This window comes from Cupriavidus sp. GW822-FHT03E04, from assembly GCF_058801495.1.
Window position 1 is genome coordinate 91,957 of record NZ_JBXANI010000019.1, and the last position, 21,858, is coordinate 113,814.

Sequence of the window (21,858 nt, forward strand, 5' to 3'; positions counted from 1 at the left end):
ACAAACCTTAGCGAGATCCCCGCTATGCAAGTTCGCAGCATGGAGTTCAAAGCGCGCGCGGGCCAGAAGCTGGCCGACCAGCGCCTGCAGCAGAACCTCAAGAAGCTCTCCACCAAATTCGTCACGGCGCGCGCCGACGCCATCCGCGACATCGACTTCGATGCCACCCGCGAGGCACTCAAGGAGCGCCGCGACCGCGCGCTGCAGAACCTCGACGTCTGGCTCGCCACCTTCGAGGAAAACGCCACGCGCCGCGGCGCCACAGTGCTGTTTGCCGAGACCACGGCCGACGCCGCGCGGCTGGTAGCCGAAATTGCGCACAAGCACGGCGTGAAGAAGGTCATCAAGAGCAAATCGATGGTGACCGAGGAAATGCGCCTGAACCAGGTGCTGGGCGAGATGGGCGTGCAGAGCATCGAGACGGATCTGGGCGAATACATCCTGCAGATCAACGATGCCGAGCCGCCGTCGCACATCATTGCCCCGGTAGTGCACAAGGACAAGGAAGAGATCGCCGATCTCTTCGCCAAGGTCCACCACAAGCCGCGCCTGACCGATATCTCGGAGATGACGCGCGAGGCGCGTGAAGTGCTGCGGCCGGAATTCCTGTCGGCCGACATGGGCGTGACCGGCGGCAATTTCATCATTGCCGAAACAGGCTCGGTGGCGGTGGTGACCAATGAAGGCAACGAAGGCATGTGCACGGTGATGCCGCGCGTGCATGTGGCCGTGACCGGCATCGAGAAGGTGCTGCCGACGCTGGAAGACCTGGCTACCGTGATGCGGCTGCTGCCGCGCTCGGCCACCGGGCAGGCCATCTCGAATTACTTTTCGCTGCTGACCGGCCCGCGCGCCGAGGGCGAGCGTGACGGCCCGGAGCATATGTATTTCGTGCTGGTCGACGGCGGGCGCAGCGGCCTGATCGGCGGCGACTTCCAGGACATGCTGCGCTGCATCCGCTGCGGTGCTTGCATGAACCATTGCCCGGTGTACCAGAAGATCGGCGGCCATGCCTATGGCTGGGTCTACCCGGGCCCGATGGGCAGCGTGCTGACGCCGAGCTATGTCGGCATCGCCAATGCGCTGGACCTGCCGCAGGCTGCCACGCTGTGCGGAGAATGCAACCGCGTGTGCCCGGCTTCGATCCCGCTGTCGGACCTGCTGCGCAAGCTGCGCGAGAAGCAGATGGAGCGTGGCCTGCGTCCCTGGCAGGAGCGGCTCGGGCTGCAAGTGTGGGGCTACGTGGCGCGCCGCCCGGGGCTATACGCCTTCGCCACCCGCGTCGGCGCGCGCTTGCTTGCGCGCATGGGCGGCAGCAGCAAGCTGATTGCCAGCTTGCCGATGGCGGGCCGTGGCTGGACCGAGACCCGCGACCTGCCGGCACCGAGCGGACGCACGTTCCGCGAACTTTACAAAGAAAGGAGGGCGCGTTGATGGCCACGACCACGAACAATGCACCGGCGCTGGCAACCATGCGCGCCGCACTTGAACAACACGTCGGCGGCCAGCTCGCGGCCGATGGCCTGGTGCGCAGCTGGCGCGAGGCAGCTCCCGGCCTGGTGCTGCCGCCGATGTTCGGGCAGGCGATGGAAGAGCTGCTGCGCCGGCTGGAGATGGCGGCGGTATTCGCGCAGGATAGCTGCTCGTTCTCGAGCACCGCCGTCACCGACCAGCTCAAGCGCTGGCTGGACAAGGCGGCCACAGCCTGAGCAGCCACACGCCGTGCCCGAATGCAAAAGGCCCCCGCTCAAGCGGGGGCCTTTTGCATGGGTGCGTGGCTAAGCGAACGAAGCGCGAGGCTCAGCCCAGCAGCAGGGCATCATCATCCAGCTGCTCATGCCGTGTCTGCTCGAACATGCGCAGCAGGTCCGGCACGTCCAGCCCGGCGCGCTGGTCGCCCGACACGTCCAGCACCACCTGGCCCTGGTGCAGCATCACCGTGCGTTGCCCGTAGTCCAGCGCCTGGCGCATGCTGTGCGTGACCATCATCGTGGTGAGCTTGGCTTGCTCCACGATCTTGGCGGTCAGCTCCAGCACGAAGGCGGCGGTCTTCGGGTCCAGCGCAGCGGTGTGCTCGTCCAGCAGCAGGATCCGCGAGGGCTGCAGCGAGGCCATCAGCAAGCTCACGGCCTGGCGCTGGCCGCCCGACAGCAGGCCGATGCGGTCGGTCAGGCGGTTTTCCAGGCCGAGGTTGAGCAGGCGCAGCTTGTCGCGGAATAGCTCGCGCGAGGGCTTGTTCAGCGCCGCGCGAAAGCCCCGGCGGCTGCCGCGTGCCATGGCCAGCGCCATGTTTTCTTCGATCGTCAGTGCCTCGCAGGTGCCCGCCATTGGGTCCTGGAAGACGCGCGCCACCAGCGGGGCGCGGTCCCAGGCCGGCTTGCGCGTGACGTCGACGTCGTCGATCGTGATGCGGCCGGTGTCCACCATCTGATCGCCGCTGATGGCATTGAGGAAGGTGGATTTACCGGCGCCGTTGGAGCCGATCACGGCAACGAACTGGCCCGTCGGGATATCCAGGCTGAGGCCGCGCAGCGCGCGCGTCTCGATCGGGGTGCCGGGATTGAAGGTGAGTTTCAGGTCTTGTGCGCGCAGCATCTCAGGCACCTCCGTTCTTGCGGCCGAACAGCTTCTTGCGGGTCCCGGGCAACACCAGGGCACCGGTCACCAGTACGGCAGTGACCAGGTTCAGGTCTTGTGCCTTGAGGCCGATGAACTCGCTGTTCAGGGCCAGCGCAATGAAGAAGCGGTAGAGGATGGCGCCCAGTACCACGGCCAGCGTGGTGTACACCAGCCGGCGCGCCGGCAGGATGCTCTCGCCGATGATCACCGCGGCCAGGCCGATCACGATGGTGCCGATGCCCATGGAGATATCGGAGCCGCCCTGGGTCTGCGCGAACAGCGCGCCCGCGAGGGCTACCAGGCCGTTGGACAGCGCCATGCCCGCCAGCGTGGCGCGGCCGGTGGCGATGCCCTGGGAGCGCGCCATGCGCGGATTGGCGCCGGTGGCTCGCATGGCCAGGCCGAGCTGCGAGGAGAAGAACCAGTCCAGGCCAACTTTGGCCACGACCACCACGATCAGCAGCAGCGCGGGGCGCAGCATGTAGTCGGGCAGCCAGTCCGGCTGCAGGATGGTGAAGATGGTCGACTCGGTGATCAGCGGCACATTGGGCTTGCCCATGATGCGCAGGTTGATCGAGTACAGCGCGATCATCATCAGGATACTGGCCAGCAGGTCCATGATCTTGAGGCGCACGTTGAGCCAGCCGGTGACGAAGCCGGCAAAGGCGCCCGCAACAATCGCCAGCGCGGTGGCGATGAACGGATCCTGGCCCGAGGCGATCAGCGTGGCCGCCACGGCGCCACCCAGCGGGAAGCTGCCATCGACCGTCAGATCGGGGAAATTGAGGATGCGGAAGGAGATCAGCACCCCCAGGGCGACGAGGCTGAAGATCAGGCCGATCTCCAGGGCGCCCAGCAGGGAAAAGAGGGACATGGGGGAAATCCAGTTGCTTGTGTCCGGCACGGGAGGCCGAATCTGAAAACGCCTGGCACGCTGCCCGGGTCAGGCGGCGCGGCGCAGGCGTTTCCGGGGGCGGGCCCGGATAGAGCCACCTGCGCGAGAACGCGCAGGGTCAGCGTGCCGTGATTACTTGATGACGGTCTTCGCTTCCTTGATCAGCTCGGGCGACAGCGTCACGCCTTGCTTCTCGGCCGCGCCGGTGTTCACGAACAGCTCCAGCTTGTCGCTGGTTTCCGAAGCGATCGCGCCGGGCTTCTCGCCCTTCAGGATACGCACCACCACCTTGCCGGTCTGATGGCCGAGGTCGCCGTAGTTGATGCCAAGCGCGGCAATGGCGCCACGCTTGACGCTGTCGGTATCGGCAGCCACCAGCGGGATCTTCGACTCGTTGGCAACCTTGACCAGGGCTTCGTACGCCGACACCACGTTGTTGTCGGTGTTGGTGTAGATCACATCGACCTTGCCGATCAGGCTCTTGGCGGCGGCGCCGATGTCGACCGTGCGCGGTGCGGCGGCTTCCTTCAGCGTCATGCCTTCCTTGGCCAGCATCGCCTTCAGCTCCTTGACCACCACCACCGAGTTGGCTTCACCGGGGTTGTAGACCATGCCGACCGTCTTGGCCTTGGGCACCACGCGCTTGATCAGGGCAACCTGGCGGTCCAGCGGCAGCTTGTCCGACACGCCGGTCACATTGGTGCCCGATGCGCTCCAGCTCTTGACCAACTGGGCGGCGACCGGATCGGTCACGCCGGAGTACACCACCGGCACCGACTTGGTGGCGGCCACCACGGCCTGGGCCGACGGCGTGGCGATGGCCACGATCACGTTGGGCTGGTCGCCAACGAACTTGCGGGCGATCTGCGCGGCCGTGCCGGTATTGCCCTGCGCGCTCTGGTATTCCCACTTCAGGTTCTTGTCGGCGTCAAAGCCGGCGGTCTTCAGCTCGTCGCGCACGCCATCGCGGATGGCGTCCAGCGCGGGATGGTCGACAATCGAGAGCACCTTGACGGTCTGGGCCTGCACGGCGCCACCGTACAGCAGCGCGAGGGCGACGGCGCTGCCCAGGATGGTCTTGGTCGATGTCTTGAGACACTTCATAATTTTTAATCTCCCCCGGATATGGGTTCTGGGTGATGAGCCGCGTTTCGTTCTCGATAAGAACTGGTCCGCCGTCTTGCCCGGCGGCGCGCTGCGCCAACCGGCCGGTCCGTTGTGTGGGCGATACACCAGGCGGCAGGCTGGAGGACGCTCTTGTACAGCGGATACGACGGTGATAAGCCTGCGAGGATACCATTTTCGAGGCGAAATTTGCCCGGTTTTGCCTTGTTCCAGTGCGTCAGTAGGGGAAAACGGCAGGCCCGGAGCGCGCTATGGGCGGCGCCGGGCGGCGCACCGTCGCTGGTGCCTGGAACGCGGAAACGTTACTGCGCCGGATTGTGGATTTCGGCGTGGATGCGGGCGATGGCCGCGGTGATCGCCTCAGGCAGCGGCGTTTGCCAGGCATCGATGTTCTCGCGCAGTTGTTCCAGCGAGGTGGTGCCGATGATGGTGCTCGCCGCGAACCAGCGCGAGTAGCTCCAGGCCAGCGCCAGCGTTGCCGGCGAGAGGCCGTGCTCGCGTGCCAGCGTCACATAGCGGGCGGCCGCGGCCAGGCTTTCCGGGCGCAGGTAGCGCGGGCTCCAGTCGGGCGGGAAGCGCGTCAGGCGGCCCTTGGCTTGCGCGTCAAACACGGGGTGGGCGAGGTCGCCGCCGAGGTACTTGCCGGTGAGCTGGCCAAAGGCCAGCGGGCTGTATACCAGCAGGCTCACGTCGGTGCGAAAGCACGCCTCGTCCAGGCCCTGCTCGAAGCTGCGGTTGAGCAGGTTGTACGGGTTCTGGATGGTGGCGATGCGCGGCAGGCCGTGCAGCTCCGCCTGCTTGACGAACTCGGCCACGCCCCACGGCGTTTCGTTGGACACGCCGACATAGCGGATCTTGCCCGCGCGCACCAGCTCGCCCATGGCTTCGAGCTGCGCCTGGATCGAGGCGCACTCGCGCTCATTGGCCGGATCGAACTGCTTTTGCCCGAAGATGGGCGCGTTGCGAGCGGGCCAGTGGATCTGGTACAGGTCGATGTAATCGGTCTGCAGGCGCGCCAGCGAGGCGTCCACCGCCGCGCGGATGCTGTCCGGGGTCAGGTCGCCACCATTGCGGATCCACGGCATGCGCGCCGGGCCCGCCACCTTGGTGGCCAGCACGACGCGCTCACGCTGCTGGCGCTTGAGCCAGGTGCCGACGATGCGCTCGGTGCTGCCATAGGTCTCGGCACGCGGCTTGACCGGGTACATCTCTGCGGTGTCGATGAAGTTGATGCCGCGCGACACCGCGTAGTCGAGCTGGCTGTGGCCTTCGGCTTCGGTGTTCTGCTCGCCGAAGGTCATGGTGCCCAGGCAGATGCGCGAAACCTGCAGGTCGCTGCGGCCAAGACGGGTGGTTTCCATGGCTATCCTTGTGAGGCTGGGGTGATAAGGCGCAAAAAACGGGTTTGGGCCGGGGCCGTCAGGCGCGCAGCGCGGCGGCGCATTCCTTGACCAGCACCGGGCCGCGGTAGATCAGCCCGCTGTACACCTGCACCAGTTGCGCGCCGGCCGCGATCTTGGCTTGCGCATCGGCACCGCTGAAGATGCCGCCCACGCCTACGATGGGCACCGCGTCCCCAACCACCGCGCGCAGGCTCTTGACCACGCGCGTGGAGGATTCGAACACCGGCCGGCCCGACAGGCCGCCGGCTTCCTCGCCGTGCGGCAGGCCCTTGACGGCGTCGCGGGCGATCGTGGTGTTGGTGGCGATCACGCCGTCGATCCGGTGGCGGACCAGCGCATCGCCGATATTGCCGATCTGGTCGGCATCGAGGTCCGGCGCGATCTTGAGCGCGAGCGGCACGTAGCGCTTGTACTTGTCGGCCAGGCGCTGCTGTGCGTCCTTGAGCGTGGAGAGCAGGTGGTCGAGCTCGCTGGCGCCCTGCAGCTGGCGCAGGTTCTTGGTGTTCGGCGAGGAGATATTGACGGTGACGTAGCTGGCGTGCGGGTAGACCCGTTCCAGGCAGTGCAGGTAGTCGTCCACCGCGTGCTCGATCGGCGTATCGGCATTCTTTCCGATGTTCAGGCCCAGCACGCCGCCTTCGGCCTTCCAGCGCGACGCGTTCACATTGGCGATAAAGGCATCCACGCCGCCGTTGTTGAAGCCCATGCGGTTGATCAGCGCATCCGCCTGCGGCAGGCGGAACATGCGCGGCCGCGGGTTGCCCGCCTGCGGGCGCGGCGTTACGGTGCCTACCTCGATAAAGCCGAAGCCGAAGGCGGCCAGCCCGTCGATGTAGGCGCCATCCTTGTCGAGCCCGGCGGCCAGGCCAACCGGGTTGGGGAAGCGCACGCCCATCACCGTGCGCGGGTCATCGGCGATGGTATTGCCGATGCAGCCCGCCAGCCCCATGCGCTTGGCGCGGAGCAGGTTGTTGAGGGTGAAATGGTGAGCGTCCTCCGCATCCATCGAGAACAGGGCGGGGCGAAACAGGGGGTAGAGCGCGTTCAGCACAGGGAATCAGCTTGGAAGTCGGGACCAAGGCGGCATTGTAACGGTTGGGCCGGATCGGGTACTGCGCCGCTGGCGCGGGCATGACTTGCGCAGGCTGTCCGCTACAGGCTGTTTTCCGGGGCTTCGTCGCCAGGCTGCGGCGGCACGACGGGCACAGCGGTGGGCGATGTCACGGCGGGTGCCGCATCCCGCAGCGACGCCGGCGCCGCATCGAACGCGCGCCACTGGTTTGCGGTCAGCACCTGCAGCGGCTGGTAGCGCGCCTTATAGGCCATTTTTCGGCTATCGGCGATCCAGTAGCCCAGGTACAGGTGTGGCAGGGCGAGTTCGCGGGCCTGTTGGATCTGCCACAGGATGTTATAGGTGCCGTAGCTGGCGTGCACCTCCAGCGGGTCGTAGAAGGTGTAGACCGAGGACAGGCCATCGTCGAGCACATCGATCATGCTGACCATGCGCAGCCGCCCGGCCTCGGCCGAGCCCGGCGGCTCGCGGAATTCCACCAGCCGCGAATTGACCCGGCTTTGCAGCAGGAACTGCTCGTACTGGTCGCGGCTGTCCTGGTCCATGCCGCCGCCGGCGTGGCGCATCGACTGGTACAGCAGGTAGAGCGAATAATGCTCTTCCACGTAGGTGAGCGGCGCCACCAGCGCCTGCAGGCTGCCGTGCTGGCGCCAGGCCCGGCGCTGGCTGCGGTCAGGGCGGAACTGGTCGACCACCACGCGGCACGGCGTGCAGGCGTGGCATTCATCGCAATAGGGGCGGTAGGTAAAGATGCCGCTGCGCCGGAAGCCGGCGCGCACCAGCCGCGAATAGACATCGGCATTGATCAGGTGGGCGGGCGTGGCCACCTGAGAGCGCGCCATGCGGCCATCGAGGTAGCTGCAAGCGTAGGGTGCCGTAGCGTAAAACTGCAACGCGGAAAGGGGGAGTTCCTTTAGCTTGCTCATGTGTCTGCAACGGCCAGGGATGAAACAGCAACGCGGGAAAGCCGATGGCGCAGCGACCAGGCCTTGCGGCGAGTGGCCAATGCGGTGCGCCCTACGGCTGCACCTGAGTCCATCTCTGCAGCACCGTCTTGTCAAAACCCCACGGCACGATATCCGGCTGGCGGGTGGCAATGCGGATATGGGCCGCGAACTCCGCACGCGGGATGGGGCTCGCCCCGAGCGAAGCCAGATGATCGGTTTCCTGCTGGCAGTCTATCATCGCCACGCCGTGGCTGCCGAGGAACGCGCACAGCGCGGCCAGGGCGATCTTGGAGGCATCGGTGCGCCGCGCGAACATCGATTCGCCATAGAACATCCGCCCGAGCGCCACGCCGTACAGGCCACCCGCGCGCTCGCCCTGGTACCAGGTCTCCACGCAATGCGCCAGGCCATTGCGGTGGAGTGCGCCATAGGCGGTGATGATGTCCTCGGTGATCCAGGTGCCATGCTGGCCATCGCGCGGGGTTTCGGCGCAGGCCTGCATGACGGCGATAAAGTCGTCGTCGACGCGGACTTCCCAGTCGGGGTCGCGCAGCACGCGCTTGAGGGTCTTGCGAAAGGTGCTGGAAACGCGCAGCGCCTGCGGCGGCAGCACCATGCGGGGATCGGTGCTCCACCACAGCACCGGCTGGCCTTCGGCATACCAGGGAAAGATGCCTTGGCGGTAAGCCAGCAGCAGGCGCTGCGCCGACAGCTCGCGGCTGGCCGCAAGCAGGCCGGGCGCGTCGGAGCCCGGGCCGAGCGCACGCTCGACCGGCGGGAACGGATCATGCGGATCCAGCCAGGTGATCATGCGGGCAGTGCGGGCAACGTGCCCGGGTTCAGGGTTCGACCGTGGCCCGGGTGGTCAGCGGGCGCATCGGCTTGTCGATATCCAGGCTGTGCAGGCGGAAGGTGCCGTCGGCTAGCCGTCCCGCCGCGCGATCCGCGAAGAAGCAGCGCAACGAATGGATTACGGTGGGGAAGGCCAGTTCGTCCCAGGGTACGTCGGCTTCCTCGACCAGCTTTACCTCCAGGCTTTCCTCGCCCGCCGAGATGTCCAGGTCTTCCAGCGTTGCCAGGTAGAACATGTGCACCTGATGCACATGCGGCACATTCAGGATCGAGAACAGTTCGCCGACCTGCACCCGTGCCCCGGCCTCCTCCAGCGTCTCGCGCGCGGCGCCCTGCGCGGTGGTCTCGCCGATCTCCATGAAGCCGGCCGGCAGCGTCCAGAAGCCGTAGCGCGGCTCGATGGCGCGCTTGCACAGCAGGACCTTGTCCTCCCACACGGGAATGGTGCCGACCACATTGCGCGGGTTGACGTAGTGGATGGTGCTGCAGTTGTCGCACACTGAACGCAGGCGCGAGTCGCCTTCAGGGATGCGCAGCACGACCGCATGGCCGCAGTTCGAGCAGAATTTCATGAGGGGCGTCCGGGAGGAATGGCGAAAGTGTATCACCGCCGATGGGGGCTGCCGGGGGTGGGGTGCGAGTTTGGGGTGGGCTAGCGCGCGGGACCGCACCGAAGTCGAGCACCCGGCGCACAAAACAAAAAACGCCCGGAATTGGGCGTTGGGGCGTTGGTTTGCTTTGCATTCGACCGTGACTGCATTGGCATGCAGGCGTTTGGTTGCGGGGGCAGGACTTGAACCTGCGACCTTCGGGTTATGAGCCCGACGAGCTGCCAACTGCTCCACCCCGCGTCCGTCGAAGAAAAAGATTATAAGGCAAATCCTACCGCGGTGCAACAGCCAATTGCGCCAGAATGGCGAAGGGCGCAAGAACTCGCCCCGATAAGGATCGCGGCCGCAATGGCGCGCGGGGGTTCAGGCAGGGGCGGGACTGGCCTTGCTGCGCTGCCAGACGCTGGCGGCAAACTGGAAGCTGTCCCGCTGCAGCAGGTCGTCGCGTTGCCAGATGACGCGGTCAGGCCGCACGGTCAGCATCCAGGTGGTGGTGACGCGTGGCTGGGGTTCGGCGAAGGCGCGCGGGGTTAGCAGTGCGGCGCAGGCGCCGTGCTCCGGGTCGCGCACCGAGGTGTAGCGGATCATGCCGAGGCCAGCTTCCCGGGCCGTGCGGGCCAAGGCCTGGCAGGCATCATAGTGGTCGGGATCGGTCCACTTCGTTGCGTCTTCGGCAAAGGGCGGGGCGTCGAGCGCGATGCCTTCGGTGCGCACGCTCACCTGGAACAAGGTATGGGGCCGGGCGTCGATGCGGGGCAGCGCCGGGCTGTCGAGCAGGAAGCGCCAGCGCCAGTAGCCCAGTTCCGCGCAGGCGGTGCGAATATCGTCCGCGCCGTAGAACACGCCAGGATCCTGCTCGGCGCGAAAGCGCGAGCCCCAGGGCGAGGGCGGGTAGCGAAAGGGCGTGAACAGAAGGTAGTGCAGGTGGCGTGCGTCGGCGGGCACCGCGGGCTTGCCGGCGTCCAGCACGGCTTCCAGCACGGCCTGCTCCTCCAGGCTGTCGACCAGCGGCATGGTCGATACCACATGCTGGGCCTCAACCGCGCGCCAGAGCGTGAGCGCAAACGGCTTGCGCTCAGACGCGACCGCGGGTGGCATCCAGATAGTGAACGACACGTACCAGGCCCTCTGTTGTGCGGATCAGGTCGAGCGGCTTGCCACCCAACGCCAGGTTTTCGTTGGCCAGCCAGAGGCGGGCCTGGTCGCTGTGGCCGAGGATGGCGTCGAGCGAGCGGAACAGGCGCACGAACAGCACGCCGAACTCCCATTCCTTGCGATGCGCATCGAGCACATAGCCCCCGGAAGCCATTCGGGACACAGAGGCGGTGCTGATGCCCAGCACGTTGGCCACGCCTGCCTGGCTGATGCCAAGAAAGCCGGCTGCACGCATGACCGCCTTGGTGAGGGTGGTGCCGGGGTCCGGACTGCCGGCAGGAAGATGCTCCGGGACTTGCTTGGGTTGCATCGCCTCGCTCCTGTTTCTTCAGAAACATTATAGGCGGTTCGTTTCGTAAGGGAAGCGGGAAAACACCATCTTTATCCGCATGGTTTGGTGGCCTCGCCCACTGCAGAATGCGCACTTGTCCTGTATACGACATTTCTGCGGCGCTCTGCGTTGCGAGGGTGTGGGGCGCAACGGAGCGAGGCCTTCCGCCGGATCAGTATGTCTCAGTACGTCTCAGTACGTCTCGATATGCAGCCGTCCCTCTGTCTTCATGGCAACCTCCAGTTCACCCCAGGCCAGCCCGGTGCTGGCGCAGACCTCTGCGAACGCAGCCAGCACCCCGTCTTCCATTCCCTTGAGGCCGCAGATGTAGACATGGCCGTGCGGGTCGTTGAGCAGCGCCGCCACGCGGGCGCCGGCTTCGCGGATGGCGTCCTGCACATAGCGTCGGGGCTGGCCGGGATCGCGCGAGAAGGCGAGATGGATATCGAGGAAGCTCGGCGGCAGTTTCATCAACGGGCCGAAGTAGGGTAGTTCCCGCGCGTTGCGGGCGCCGAAGAACAACAGGCGCTGTCCGTCGAATTGCTCGACGTTGCGCCGCATGTGCTCCGTCATGGCGCGCATCGGGGCCGAGCCGGTGCCGGTGCAGATCATCATCACGCTGGCTTCACGGTGGTTGGGCATCAGGAAGGTGGTGCCGAACGGGCCGACCACGCGCACTTCGTCGCCGCGCGCGAGATCGCACAGGAAGTTGGATGCCACGCCGCGCACAGGCTGCCCGTCATGATCCTGCTCGACGCGCTTCACGGTGAGCGCCAGGTTGTTGTAGCCCGGCCGCTCGCCGTCGCGCGGGCTGGCGATCGAGTACATGCGGATGTAGTGCGGCTTGCCGTTGGCGTCGGTGCCGGGCGGCACGATGCCGATGGCCTGGCCTTCCAGCACCGGGAAATAGTGCTGCCCGAAATCCAGCACGATGTGATGCACATCGCTCGATGCGTCGTCGGCGGTCAGGCGGTAGTTGCCGGCCACGGTGGCGGTGACGGGGGCGCGCACGCCGTGCAGGTTGACATACGGATGCGCCGCCGACCACGGCGCCTTGGGCGAGGTATGCCGGCTGGTTTCCACCTGCTGGGTTTGCGGCTCCTGCCCGGTCTGCGGCGGTGAAGCCGGATCCGGCGCGCTATCGAGCCCCGCGTCCGCCGGCAAGGGCAGGCTGGCGGGGAGTTCGTCCCATAGCAACTGCGCCTCGATCGGATAGGCCGCGCTTTTGAGCATCGTGCGCCAGTTGTCGATCGCGCCGGTGGGGCACGGCCCCAGGCAGGCGCCGCAGCCGTTGCACACGTCGGCCCTGACCACGTAGTTGCGGTCGTCATGGGTGATCGCGTCGATCGGGCAGGTGTCTTCGCAGGTGTTGCAGCGGATGCAGATCTCGGGGTCGATCAGGTGCTGCTTGATGATGTCGGGGGCGCCCATCTCTTTGGTCTCCTTGGCGCGCGGCCGGTCTGTCGCCGGTGCTGCGCCGCATGTTGCCCGTGGGTCAGTCCGGGCTGGTCAGGGTCAGTTGAAGCGCACGTACTCGAAATCCATCGGCTGGCGGTTGACGCCCACCACCGGCGGAGCGATCCAGTTGGCGTACTTGCCGGGCTCGGTGACCCGGCCCATCAGCGAGGCCACGAAGGCGCGGTCCTCGTCGGTTGCCAGCCACTCGCGCTCGCCGGCCTGCCATTGCGCTTCGGTGAGCAGTTCGCCAGCCGGCGAGACATGGACGTTGGCCAGGCTACCGATCTTGCGGTTGAATGCCTTGTGCGGCACTGTCATGCGGAATGCGATGCCGTGCTTTTCGATCACCTTGTTCCAGCGCGCCACGCCGCCGAGCGTGTCCTTGACGTAGTCGTCGCGCAGCACCTCGTTGAGCGCGTTGAGCATGGGCACCTCACGCTCGCCCAGGCGGCCGTCGGTGACGTCGAGGATGCGGTACACCTCGCCCTTGAGCACGTGGTCGTCGCCACGCTTGCCTTCCTCGAAGCGGCCCTTGAGCCCGGCGCTGTAGAAAGTGGCGGCGTTGGACGACTGGTCGGCGCCGAACAGGTCGATGGTCACGCTGTAGTGGAAGTTGAGGTAGCGCTGGATGGTATCGAGATCGATCACGCCAGCAGCACGCACGTCCGCGGGATCCTGGATATCGCGCTCGCGCATGACTTCGCAGGTGCGCTGGATCACGCGGGAGATGCCGGACTCGCCGACGAACATGTGGTGGGCTTCTTCGGTCAGCATGAAGCGCGTGGTGCGCGCCAGCGGGTCGAAGCTGGATTCGGCCAGCGCGCAGAGCTGGAACTTGCCGTCGCGGTCGGTGAAGTGGGTGAACATGAAGAAGGCCAGCCAGTCGGGCGTGCGCTCATTGAAGGCGCCCAGGATGCGCGGGTTGTCCTCGTCGCCGGAACGCCGTCCCAGCAGCGCCTCGGCCTCTTCGCGCCCGTCGCGCCCAAAATGGCGATGCAGCAGGTACACCATGGCCCACAGGTGGCGGCCTTCTTCCACATTGACCTGGAACAGGTTGCGCAGGTCGTAGAGCGAGGGGCAGGTCATGCCCAGGTGGCGTTGCTGCTCCACCGAGGCCGGCTCGGTGTCGCCCTGGGTGACGATGATGCGCCGCAGGTTGGCGCGATGCTCGCCCGGCACTTCCTGCCAGGCCGCTTCGCCCTTGTGCTCGCCGAAATGAATGCGGCGTGCCGGGTCGGCGGGCTGGAGGAAGATGCCCCAGCGATAGTCGGGCATCTTGACGTGGTCGAAATGCGCCCAGCCGGAAGGATCGACTGAGACCGCCGTGCGCAGGTAGACATCGTGCTGGTGCGAGCCTTCGGGTCCCATGTCGCGCCACCAGTCGAGAAAGGCGGGCTGCCAGTGCTCGAGCGCGCGTTGCAGCGCGCGGTCGTCGGACAGGTTGACGTTGTTCGGGATCTTCTGGCTGTAGTCGATGCTCACGGGGTTGTCTCCTTGTCTTGTTTCTTGTTTCTTGTTTTTTGTTTCTTGTTGCGCGGACGGCTGGCCCGGATGGGCAAACGGGCTCAGACGCGGTCCCAGTCGAAGCGGGCCTTGTTGCCCGAGCCGAACACCTTGAGCGCGCCTTGCTCGCCCACCGCATTTGGCCGGTTGAAGATCCAGTTCTGCCAGGCGGTGAGGCGGCCAAAGATGCGGGTCTCCATGGTCTCCACCGGCCCGAAGCGCAGGTTGGCTTCGAGTCCCGTCAAGGCGTCCGGCGACAGGCTGGCGCGCTCCTCGATGGCAATGCGGATCTCGTCTTCCCAGTCGATGTCGTCGGGCGTGGCGGTGACGAGGCCGAGCGAGGCGGCGTTGATGGCGTCGAGCGGCGCGCCGATATGGTCCTGCACGGCCTGGACCGCCACCTCGTCCTGGTAGAAACGCGCGGCCAGCCGGGTCAGCCCGTTGACGGCCGGATAGCGGCCGAAGTTGGCGGCGCTGGCGAACACGCGCGGTGCATCGTCCGGCGCGTCGGGCAGGTGCAGCATGTAGCTGCGGTCGGCGGCCAGGGCCAGCTCTAGCAACGTGCCGGCAAAGCAGGAGTCCGGCTCGATCAGCGCAAACAGCGTGCGCGACGACACCTCCAGGCGCGCCAGCGTGCGGCGCAGCATGCCGATGGTTTCGCGCACGAACCAGTGCCCGGCATGCGCATCCAGCAGCGCATCGGTGGCCAGCACCTGATGGGGATCGCCTTCGGTCTTGAGGATCCACATGCCAATGTCGAGATGGTTGGCGCGCAGCGTGAGGATGGCGTCGTCGAGCTCGCGCGCCATCTTCAGCGGCCACCAGTCGGCGCCGGCGGCAAGGATCGCGGCCAGCGCCTGCGGCTGGTGCTTGGTCGGGCCGAAGACCGTCAGCGTGGCCTTGCGGGCATGCGGGTCGATATGCACCTGGACCGTTTCATAGCGGTATCCGTGCGCATCCTGGCTGCGCGACAGTGGCGTGAGCTTCACGCCATCCTGGCCGGCGGGCCGGTCGCTCTGCGCGGCAAGCGCAAGCGCGCGCTGTTGCACATGTTCCGCGAAGCGCGCCGGCTTGACCACGGCATCGACCAGTTTCCAGTCGTGCGCCCGCTGCCCACGCACGCCCTCGGTGGTGGTGCAGAAGATGTCGGCGTGGTCGCGCCGCACCCGGCGCTTGTCGGTGATGCGCGTGAGCCCGCCGGTGCCAGGCAGCACGCCCAGCAGCGGCACTTCGGGCAGGCTGACGGCGGAGGAACGGTCGTCGACCAGCACGATCTCGTCACAGGCCAGGGCCAGCTCATAGCCGCCGCCGGCGGTGGTGCCGTTGCAGGCCGCGATGAACTTCAGGCCAGAGTGGCGGCTGGCGTCCTCGATGCCATTGCGGGTTTCGTTGGTGAACTTGCAGAAGTTCACCTTCCAGGCGTGCGATGACTTGCCGAGCATGAAGATGTTGGCGCCTGAGCAGAAAATGCGGTCCTTGGCGCTGGTGAGGACCACGGTGCGCACTTCCGGGTGCTCGAAGCGGATGCGCTGCACGGCGTCGTGCAGTTCGATGTCCACGCCGAGGTCGTAGGAGTTCAGCTTGAGGGCATAGCCGGGGCGCAGGCCGCCGTCTTCGTCGACATCCATGGACAGCGTGGCCACCGGGCCCGCGAACGTCAGTTTCCAGTGGCGGTACTGCGCGGGGTCGCGCTCAAAGGTGACGGGGGCTTGCTCAATCGTCGTGGCGGTGGGAGTGGCCGGGGCGGACATCGTGGTCTCCTTTATGCATTATATTGTCGATCATCCCTTGTGATGAAATATAGTGCACAAATCTGGCCGACGCAATCCTTGCTCGATGTTCAGGCGCCAAACAGGTACCAATCACGCGCCAATCACGCGAAGATGGGCGCGCAAAGCCTGCAGGGAGGTGGTGGGATCCTGGCCGCTGGTGTCGATCGTCACGTCCGCGCGGGAGTACAGCGGAGTGCGCGCCAGCAGGATCCGGCGCAGATCGTCCATGGCTTCACGGTTGCCTTCCATCGGGCGCATGTCGCCCTGCGCTACCACTCGTGCCATGTGTTCCTCGGGCGAGGTCTTTACCCAGACTGTGTAGCAGCGTGCCAGCAGCAGGTTGAAGGTGGAGGGCTCCGAGACCAGGCTCCCGGGTGTGGCCAGCACCATGCGGTCGTTCTCCCGCAGCACGCGTTCAAGTGCGCGCATCTCGTAGCGGCGGTAGGCGGCCTGCCCGTAGAGGGAGTGGATTTCGGCCAGGCTGGCACCGGCTTCCTGCTCTATGACACCGTTGAGCTCGACGAAGGGCACTTCCATGGCCGCGGCCAGCGCCCGCCCGAGTGTGGATTTGCCGGCGCCGCGCAGCCCGATCAGCGTAATGCGGCGATGGCGCGCGTCATGGGAGGCGGAGGGCGCCAGGGCATGGCGGCAAGCCTCGCGCACGCGTGACAGGTCGGCCGCGGGCAGTTGCGCCAGCCACTGCACCAGCTGCGAGAACTCCGAGGCAGGCTGGCCACCAGCAGCGTGCTGGGTCTCCATCTCCGCCAGCACCACCGGCAGCGGCACATCCAGCGCGCGCGCCACCTGGCGCAGCAGCAGCACGGACGCATTGCCGGTGCCGGTCTCCAGGTTGGCGAGGTAGCGCTCGGACACCTCCGCGCCGCGCGCGAGGTCCTTGCGCGACATGCCCCGCGCCGCGCGCAGCGAGCGGATGCGCTCGCCGAGTTGCGTCAGGTAGGGATCGCGCTCGCCGGCAGGGCGGGCGTCGGAGGAATCGGGGGCCAGCAGTGGGTCTGGGTCGCGGCGCATGGCGGGCGGGTTTGGATAGGGAATGGGAGCGGTTGGGGCCAGGATCGGGGTTGCGATTATAAGGGACGCGGCCTTCGTGTCATATAGTGCATTTCTCTGCTTGCATAATAGGCGATATGCAATAAAATGCATCGACAAATGCAGGTCAAGAAAAAACAAAAAATCACGACAAACCTGACTCCGTTCCCACGGCGAAGTGCGACCCCGGGGACGGCATCGAGGAGTGGAGACATGACGCCCCCCATTGCATCCCCGTCCCCGGCGGCCGATGCGACTCATGCCGCTACAGCGGCGGCCATTTCCGTACTGCCGGCCCGCTACAACGCCGCCGCCGACTTGCTGTCGCGCAACCTGGCGGCAGGCCGCGCCGACAAGGTCGCCTATGTGGACGATGCCGGCCTGCTCAGCTTTGCCGCGCTGGACCAGCGATGCCGGCGCTTTGCCGCCGCCCTGCTGCATGCCGGGATCCGCCCCGAGGAGCGCCTGCTGCTGTGCGCGCTGGACACCATCGATTTCCCCACGGTGTTCCTCGGCTGCCTGCTCGCCGGCGTGGTGCCCGTGGCCGTCAACACGCTGCTGACCGTCGACGACTACGCCTACATGCTGGACCACAGCGGCGCGCGCGCGGTCGTGGTCTCGGCACCGCTGGCCAGCGTCATGCGCGATGCCATCGGCAAAGCTGGCACCGCGCCCGCGCTGATCCTCGCCGCACCGGATGCCGGCAGTGCCGGCCCGGGGCCGAGCGTGGCCGAGATGGCCGGGCAGGGCATGGCGCTGGAAGGCGCTGCCGCCACACGGCCGGACGACATCGCCTTCTGGCTGTATTCGTCCGGCTCCACGGGGCGCCCAAAGGGCACCGTGCACACGCATGGCAACCTGTTCCATACCGCCGATCTCTATGCGCGCCAGGTGCTTGGCCTGCGTGAAGACGACGTGGTTTTTTCCGCGGCGAAGCTGTTCTTCGCCTACGGCCTGGGCAATGCGCTGACGTTTCCGCTTGCCGTTGGCGCCACCACCGTGTTGATGGCCGAACGTCCCACGCCGCAAGCGGTGTTCCGCCGGCTGCGCGAGCAGCGCCCGACGGTTTTCTGCGGCGTGCCCACGTTATATGCCGGCATGCTGGCCGCGGGCGACCTGCCGCGTCGGCCGGAGGTTGCGCTGCGCGTTTGCACGTCGGCGGGCGAGGCACTGCCCAAGGATATCGGTGATCGTTTCCGCGCGCATTTTGGCTGCGACATCCTCGACGGCATTGGCTCCACCGAGATGTTGCACATCTTCCTGTCGAACCGTCCCGGCGACGTGCGCTACGGCACCACCGGCAAGCCGGTGCCCGGCTACGCGCTGAGGCTGCTGGATGAAGCGGGCCAGCCCTGCGCGCAGGGCGAGATTGGCGACCTCTTTATCAAGGGCCCGAGCGCCGCGCTGATGTACTGGGGCAACCGCGACAAGACCCGCGACACCTTCGTGGGCGAATGGACCCGCAGCGGCGACAAGTACCAGCAGGATGCGGATGGCTATTTCATCTACGCCGGGCGCAGCGACGATATGCTCAAGGTGGGCGGCATCTATGTATCGCCATTCGAGGTCGAGGCCGTGCTGGCCTTGCATCCGGCCGTGCTGGAGGCAGCGGTGATCGGCGTGGCCGATGCCGACGAACTGGTCAAGCCGAAAGCCTTCGTGGTGCTGCGCCCCGGCCAGTCCTGGCATGAGGGCATGGCGGCCGAGCTGCAGGCGTTCGTCAAGTCGCGGCTGGCCCCGTATAAGTATCCGCGCCAGATCGAGTGCGTGGCTGAACTGCCGAAGACGGCCACCGGCAAGATCCAGCGCTTCCGGCTGCGCCAGCGTGAGCAGGCTGCGCACGCGGCTGCCGATGGCGCGGCTCCGGAGTCGGCAATCGCGCCGGCGACGACAGACCGATGATGAAGGGCAAGGGCATGCAAAGCGAATTGGTGGAAATTCCGTTCGACGGCCGCCGTATCCAGGTAGAGATCCAGTGGCTGCGGCCGCAGCGGCAGGAGCGCCCGCTGGTGGTCTTCCTGCACGAGGGGCTGGGTTCGATCAGCATGTGGCGCGACTATCCCGCCGCGCTGTGCGAGGCTGGAGACTTTCGCGGGCTGGTGCTGTCGCGTTATGGCTATGGGCGCTCCACCCCGCGTCCCGCCCCGGAAAAGTGGGGCGTCGACTACATGCATCGCCAGGCGCGCGAGGCACTGCCGGCGCTGTTCGACACACTCGAGATCGGGCCGGGACGCAAACGTGGCAAGCCCTGGCTGTTCGGCCACAGCGACGGCGGCTCGATCGCGCTGATACATGCCGCGAGTTTCCCTCAGGCGGTCGATGGCATCACCGTGCTGGCGCCGCACATCCTGGTGGAGGATATCTCGGTGAGCAGCATCCGGGCCGCCCGCGAGGCCTATCTGCAGGCGGACCTGCGCAGCAAGCTGGCGCGCCATCACGACGATGTGGATTCCGCCTTCTGGGGTTGGAACGATATCTGGCTCGATCCCGCGTTCCGCGCCTTCGACCTGCATCCGCTGCTGTCGCAGATCCAATGTCCCGTGCTGGCGGTGCAAGGCGAGGACGATGAATACGGCACCATGGCGCAGATTGAGGGTATCCATCGATATGCGCCACAAACCGTCCTGCTTAAACTCCCGCGATGCGGCCACTCGCCTCACCGCGACCAGCCCGGGCCGTTGACGGACGCGGCAGTCAGGTTTATAACGGCACATACTTCATACCTAAAATAATTCCGCGCCCCCTGCGCGTTGGCCTGCAGTTCCCCCCCGTCCGGCAGCTCGCGAGGTCTGCGAATGCCGCGCACGGATGGGAGTCCCGCAGGCTGGCGATGCCGGCCCAGGCGACGGAAGTCGGCTTGACCACCAGGAGACATCCATGCATCGCTTCACATCGCGCGGGCTGGCCCCCGCATGCCTAGCCATCGCTGCATCCCTTGCCTTTGCCGCGGGCGCCAATGCCCAGGGCACCGGCAAGATCAAGGTTGGCTTCATGCTGCCTTACACGGGCACCTATGCGTCGCTGGGCAACGCCATCGAGAATGGCTTCAAGATGTACGTGCAGGAGCAGGGCGGCAAGCTGGGCGGGCGTGAGATCGAGTACTTCAAGGTGGACGACGAGTCCGATCCGGCCAAGTCGCCGGAGAACGCCACCAAGCTGATCAAGCGCGACCAGGTCGACGTGGTGGTGGGCACGGTGCACTCGGGCGTGCAGATGGGCATCGTCAAGGTGGCCAAGGAAAACAACACGCTGCTGATCATTCCCAATGCGGGTGTGGATGAAGCCACCGGCCCGCTGTGCGGCCCCAATATCTTCCGCTCCTCGTTTTCGAACTGGCAGCCGGGCTACGCCATGGGCCATGTGCTGGCCGAGCGCGGCATGAAGAAGGTGGTCACGCTGACGTGGAAATACGCGGCCGGCGAGCAGTCGGTCAAGGGCTTCAAGGAAGCCTTCGAGGCCAAGGGCGGCAAGGTGGTGAAGGAGTTGAGCCTGCCGTTCCCCAACGTGGAATTCCAGGCGTTGATCACCGAGGTCGCATCGATCAAGCCCGATGCGGTCTTCGTGTTCTTCGCCGGCGGCGGCGCCGTGAAATTCGTCAAGGACTGGGCCGCGGCGGGCCTCAAGGACAAGATTCCGCTCTACGCGTCGGGCTTCCTCACCGACGGCACGCTGGAAGCACAGGGCGCCGCGGCGCAAGGCATCGAAACCACGCTGCACTATGCCGATGGCCTGCCCAACCCGCGCGACAAGAGCTTCCGCCTGGAATACGCCAAGGCCTACAAGCTGCAGCCCGACGTGTACGCCGTGCAGGGCTACGACGCCGCGCAGTTGCTGGCCGCAGGCGCCGGCGCGGTCAAGGGCGACATGAGCAAGAAGGCCGAGGTCATCAAGGCGATGGAGCAGACCAAGGTCGATAGCCCGCGCGGGACTTTCACGCTCTCGAAGGCCCACAATCCGGTGCAGGATTTCTACCTGCGCAAAGTCGATGGCCGGGAGAACAAGCTGGGCGCCGTTGCAGTGAAGGCGTTGGCCGATCCGGCGCGCGGCTGCCGGCTCTGAGCGGGTAGTCGCCGTGGCCCGCCGCCGCCAAGGCGCCGTGCCGAAGTCCGGCCCGGCGCCAGCCGGGCCGCATACCGCAACCGAGTTGCCGCTTTGCCGCATGGATATCCATGGATATCGTTTCCTTCTTCATTCAGTGCCTCAATAGCATCCAGTACGGCCTATTGCTCTTTCTTGTCGCGAGCGGCCTGACGTTGATCTTCGGCATCATGGGCGTGATCAACCTCGCCCACGGCAGCTTCTACATGCTGGGCGCCTACCTGGCTTTCACGCTGGCCGGGCTGACCGGCAGCCTGCTGATCGCCATTCCGCTGGGCATCGTGCTGGCGGTGGCGTTCGGCTACGTGCTGGAGTGGGTGTTCTTCAGCTATCTCTACGAGCGCGAGCATCTGCAGCAGGTGCTGATGACCTACGGGCTCATCCTTGTGTTCGAGGAACTGCGCAGCATCCTGGTGGACGACGACGTACATGGCGTGACCGTGCCGGCCATGCTCGACTGGGCCCTGCCGATCGGCAATGACATGACCTATCCGGTCTATCGCCTGTTTATCTCCGCGATCTGCCTGCTGGTGGCCGCGGCCATGTACCTGGTCATCCGCCGCACGCGCCTTGGCATGATGATTCGCGCCGGCGCCACCAATCGCGAGATGGTGCAGTCGCTGGGCATCAACGTCACGGTGCTGTACCGCTTCGTGTTTGCGCTGGGCGTGGCCCTGGCGGTGCTGGCCGGCATGATCGCCGCGCCGGTGTCCTCGGTCTATCCGGGCATGGGCAGCCAGGTGCTGATCGTGTGCTTCGTGGTGGTGGTGATCGGTGGCATCGGCTCGGTCAAGGGGGCCATGGTGGCCTCGCTGCTGCTGGGTTTCGTCGATACGTTCGGCAAGGTGTTCTGGCAGGAGGCCTCCGGCGTGCTGGTCTACCTGCTGATGGCACTCATCCTGCTCTGGAAACCCCAGGGCTTGTTCAAGGCGGGGTAGGGATATGCCAAGCGATACCAATGCATTGGAGG

20 protein-coding genes and 1 tRNA gene are annotated in these 21,858 nt (G+C 66.2%); 6 read left to right on the forward strand and 15 right to left on the reverse strand.

Annotated elements, in window-relative coordinates:
• Positions 1-24: 24 nt before the first annotated feature.
• Both AC1RQC_RS26310 and AC1RQC_RS26315 read left to right on the forward strand, forming a co-directional pair.
• Positions 25-1,434: a LutB/LldF family L-lactate oxidation iron-sulfur protein gene (locus tag AC1RQC_RS26310; protein ID WP_492375939.1), complete on the forward strand. Its 1,410-nt coding sequence runs from the start codon at positions 25-27 to the stop codon at positions 1,432-1,434.
• The gene (locus AC1RQC_RS26315; RefSeq protein WP_492375940.1) at positions 1,434-1,709 is read left to right on the forward strand and encodes a hypothetical protein; all 276 of its coding nucleotides are present in this window, start codon (positions 1,434-1,436) and stop codon (positions 1,707-1,709) included. The genes AC1RQC_RS26310 and AC1RQC_RS26315 overlap by 1 nt, the downstream gene beginning before the upstream one ends.
• A gap of 91 nt (positions 1,710-1,800) precedes the next feature.
• On the opposite strand, the gene AC1RQC_RS26320 is transcribed toward AC1RQC_RS26315, so the two are convergent.
• From AC1RQC_RS26320 to AC1RQC_RS26390, 15 genes are all read right to left on the reverse strand, one after another.
• Positions 1,801-2,595, reverse strand: a complete 795-nt coding sequence (locus tag AC1RQC_RS26320; RefSeq protein WP_492375941.1) for an ABC transporter ATP-binding protein — start codon at positions 2,593-2,595, stop codon at positions 1,801-1,803.
• Position 2,596: 1 nt separating this feature from the next.
• Positions 2,597-3,493, reverse strand: coding sequence for an ABC transporter permease (locus tag AC1RQC_RS26325; protein ID WP_492375942.1), 897 nt, complete (start codon positions 3,491-3,493; stop codon positions 2,597-2,599).
• A 153-nt stretch (positions 3,494-3,646) separates the two neighbouring features.
• Positions 3,647-4,618 carry an ABC transporter substrate-binding protein gene (locus tag AC1RQC_RS26330; protein WP_043345265.1) on the reverse strand — a complete coding sequence of 324 codons (972 nt, stop codon included), beginning with the start codon at positions 4,616-4,618 and terminating at the stop codon, positions 3,647-3,649.
• Between the two features lie 323 nt (positions 4,619-4,941).
• Positions 4,942-6,000: an aldo/keto reductase gene (locus AC1RQC_RS26335; RefSeq protein WP_492885083.1), complete on the reverse strand. Its 1,059-nt coding sequence runs from the start codon at positions 5,998-6,000 to the stop codon at positions 4,942-4,944.
• A gap of 58 nt (positions 6,001-6,058) precedes the next feature.
• On the reverse strand, positions 6,059-7,093 hold the full coding sequence (locus AC1RQC_RS26340) for a quinone-dependent dihydroorotate dehydrogenase (protein WP_492807670.1): 1,035 nt from the start codon (positions 7,091-7,093) through the stop codon (positions 6,059-6,061).
• Positions 7,094-7,194: 101 nt separating this feature from the next.
• Complete coding sequence (locus AC1RQC_RS26345; RefSeq protein ID WP_492807668.1) at positions 7,195-8,040, reverse strand: arginyltransferase; 846 nt, start codon at positions 8,038-8,040, stop codon at positions 7,195-7,197.
• 91 nt (positions 8,041-8,131) lie between these two features.
• Positions 8,132-8,872 (reverse strand): leucyl/phenylalanyl-tRNA--protein transferase, encoded by a 741-nt coding sequence (gene aat, locus AC1RQC_RS26350; protein WP_492807666.1) that lies wholly within the window; start codon positions 8,870-8,872, stop codon positions 8,132-8,134.
• Between the two features lie 28 nt (positions 8,873-8,900).
• On the reverse strand, positions 8,901-9,485 hold the full coding sequence (locus AC1RQC_RS26355; RefSeq protein ID WP_174422706.1) for an NUDIX hydrolase: 585 nt from the start codon (positions 9,483-9,485) through the stop codon (positions 8,901-8,903).
• A gap of 203 nt (positions 9,486-9,688) precedes the next feature.
• Positions 9,689-9,764: transfer RNA gene (locus AC1RQC_RS26360), tRNA-Met, on the reverse strand.
• A 123-nt stretch (positions 9,765-9,887) separates the two neighbouring features.
• Complete coding sequence (locus AC1RQC_RS26365; RefSeq protein ID WP_492807665.1) at positions 9,888-10,640, reverse strand: RES family NAD+ phosphorylase; 753 nt, start codon at positions 10,638-10,640, stop codon at positions 9,888-9,890.
• A complete protein-coding gene (locus AC1RQC_RS26370; protein ID WP_043345277.1) occupies positions 10,600-10,989 on the reverse strand; it encodes an MbcA/ParS/Xre antitoxin family protein in 390 nt (129 codons plus the stop codon). The genes AC1RQC_RS26365 and AC1RQC_RS26370 overlap by 41 nt, the downstream gene beginning before the upstream one ends.
• 213 nt (positions 10,990-11,202) lie before the next feature.
• Positions 11,203-12,441: a benzoyl-CoA 2,3-epoxidase subunit BoxA gene (boxA, locus tag AC1RQC_RS26375; RefSeq protein WP_492372779.1), complete on the reverse strand. Its 1,239-nt coding sequence runs from the start codon at positions 12,439-12,441 to the stop codon at positions 11,203-11,205.
• An 84-nt stretch (positions 12,442-12,525) separates the two neighbouring features.
• Positions 12,526-13,950 carry a benzoyl-CoA 2,3-epoxidase subunit BoxB gene (gene boxB / locus AC1RQC_RS26380; RefSeq protein ID WP_174422703.1) on the reverse strand — a complete coding sequence of 475 codons (1,425 nt, stop codon included), beginning with the start codon at positions 13,948-13,950 and terminating at the stop codon, positions 12,526-12,528.
• Between the two features lie 83 nt (positions 13,951-14,033).
• Entirely contained in the window at positions 14,034-15,722 is a 1,689-nt protein-coding gene (boxC, locus tag AC1RQC_RS26385) for a 2,3-epoxybenzoyl-CoA dihydrolase (RefSeq protein ID WP_492885085.1), read from the reverse strand.
• 111 nt (positions 15,723-15,833) lie between these two features.
• Positions 15,834-16,772, reverse strand: a complete 939-nt coding sequence (locus tag AC1RQC_RS26390; protein ID WP_492372781.1) for a helix-turn-helix transcriptional regulator — start codon at positions 16,770-16,772, stop codon at positions 15,834-15,836.
• Positions 16,773-17,003: 231 nt separating this feature from the next.
• Here AC1RQC_RS26390 and AC1RQC_RS26395 point away from each other — a divergent pair, with 231 nt between their 5' ends.
• From AC1RQC_RS26395 to AC1RQC_RS26410, 4 genes are all read left to right on the forward strand, one after another.
• Positions 17,004-18,692, forward strand: coding sequence for a benzoate-CoA ligase family protein (locus tag AC1RQC_RS26395; RefSeq protein ID WP_492807661.1), 1,689 nt, complete (start codon positions 17,004-17,006; stop codon positions 18,690-18,692).
• 14 nt (positions 18,693-18,706) lie between these two features.
• Positions 18,707-19,522, forward strand: coding sequence for an alpha/beta fold hydrolase (locus tag AC1RQC_RS26400; RefSeq protein ID WP_492807659.1), 816 nt, complete (start codon positions 18,707-18,709; stop codon positions 19,520-19,522).
• A 145-nt stretch (positions 19,523-19,667) separates the two neighbouring features.
• On the forward strand, positions 19,668-20,849 hold the full coding sequence (locus AC1RQC_RS26405; protein ID WP_183030966.1) for an ABC transporter substrate-binding protein: 1,182 nt from the start codon (positions 19,668-19,670) through the stop codon (positions 20,847-20,849).
• A 110-nt stretch (positions 20,850-20,959) separates the two neighbouring features.
• On the forward strand, positions 20,960-21,826 hold the full coding sequence (locus AC1RQC_RS26410) for a branched-chain amino acid ABC transporter permease (RefSeq protein ID WP_150987739.1): 867 nt from the start codon (positions 20,960-20,962) through the stop codon (positions 21,824-21,826).
• The last annotated feature ends 32 nt before the right edge of the window (positions 21,827-21,858 follow it).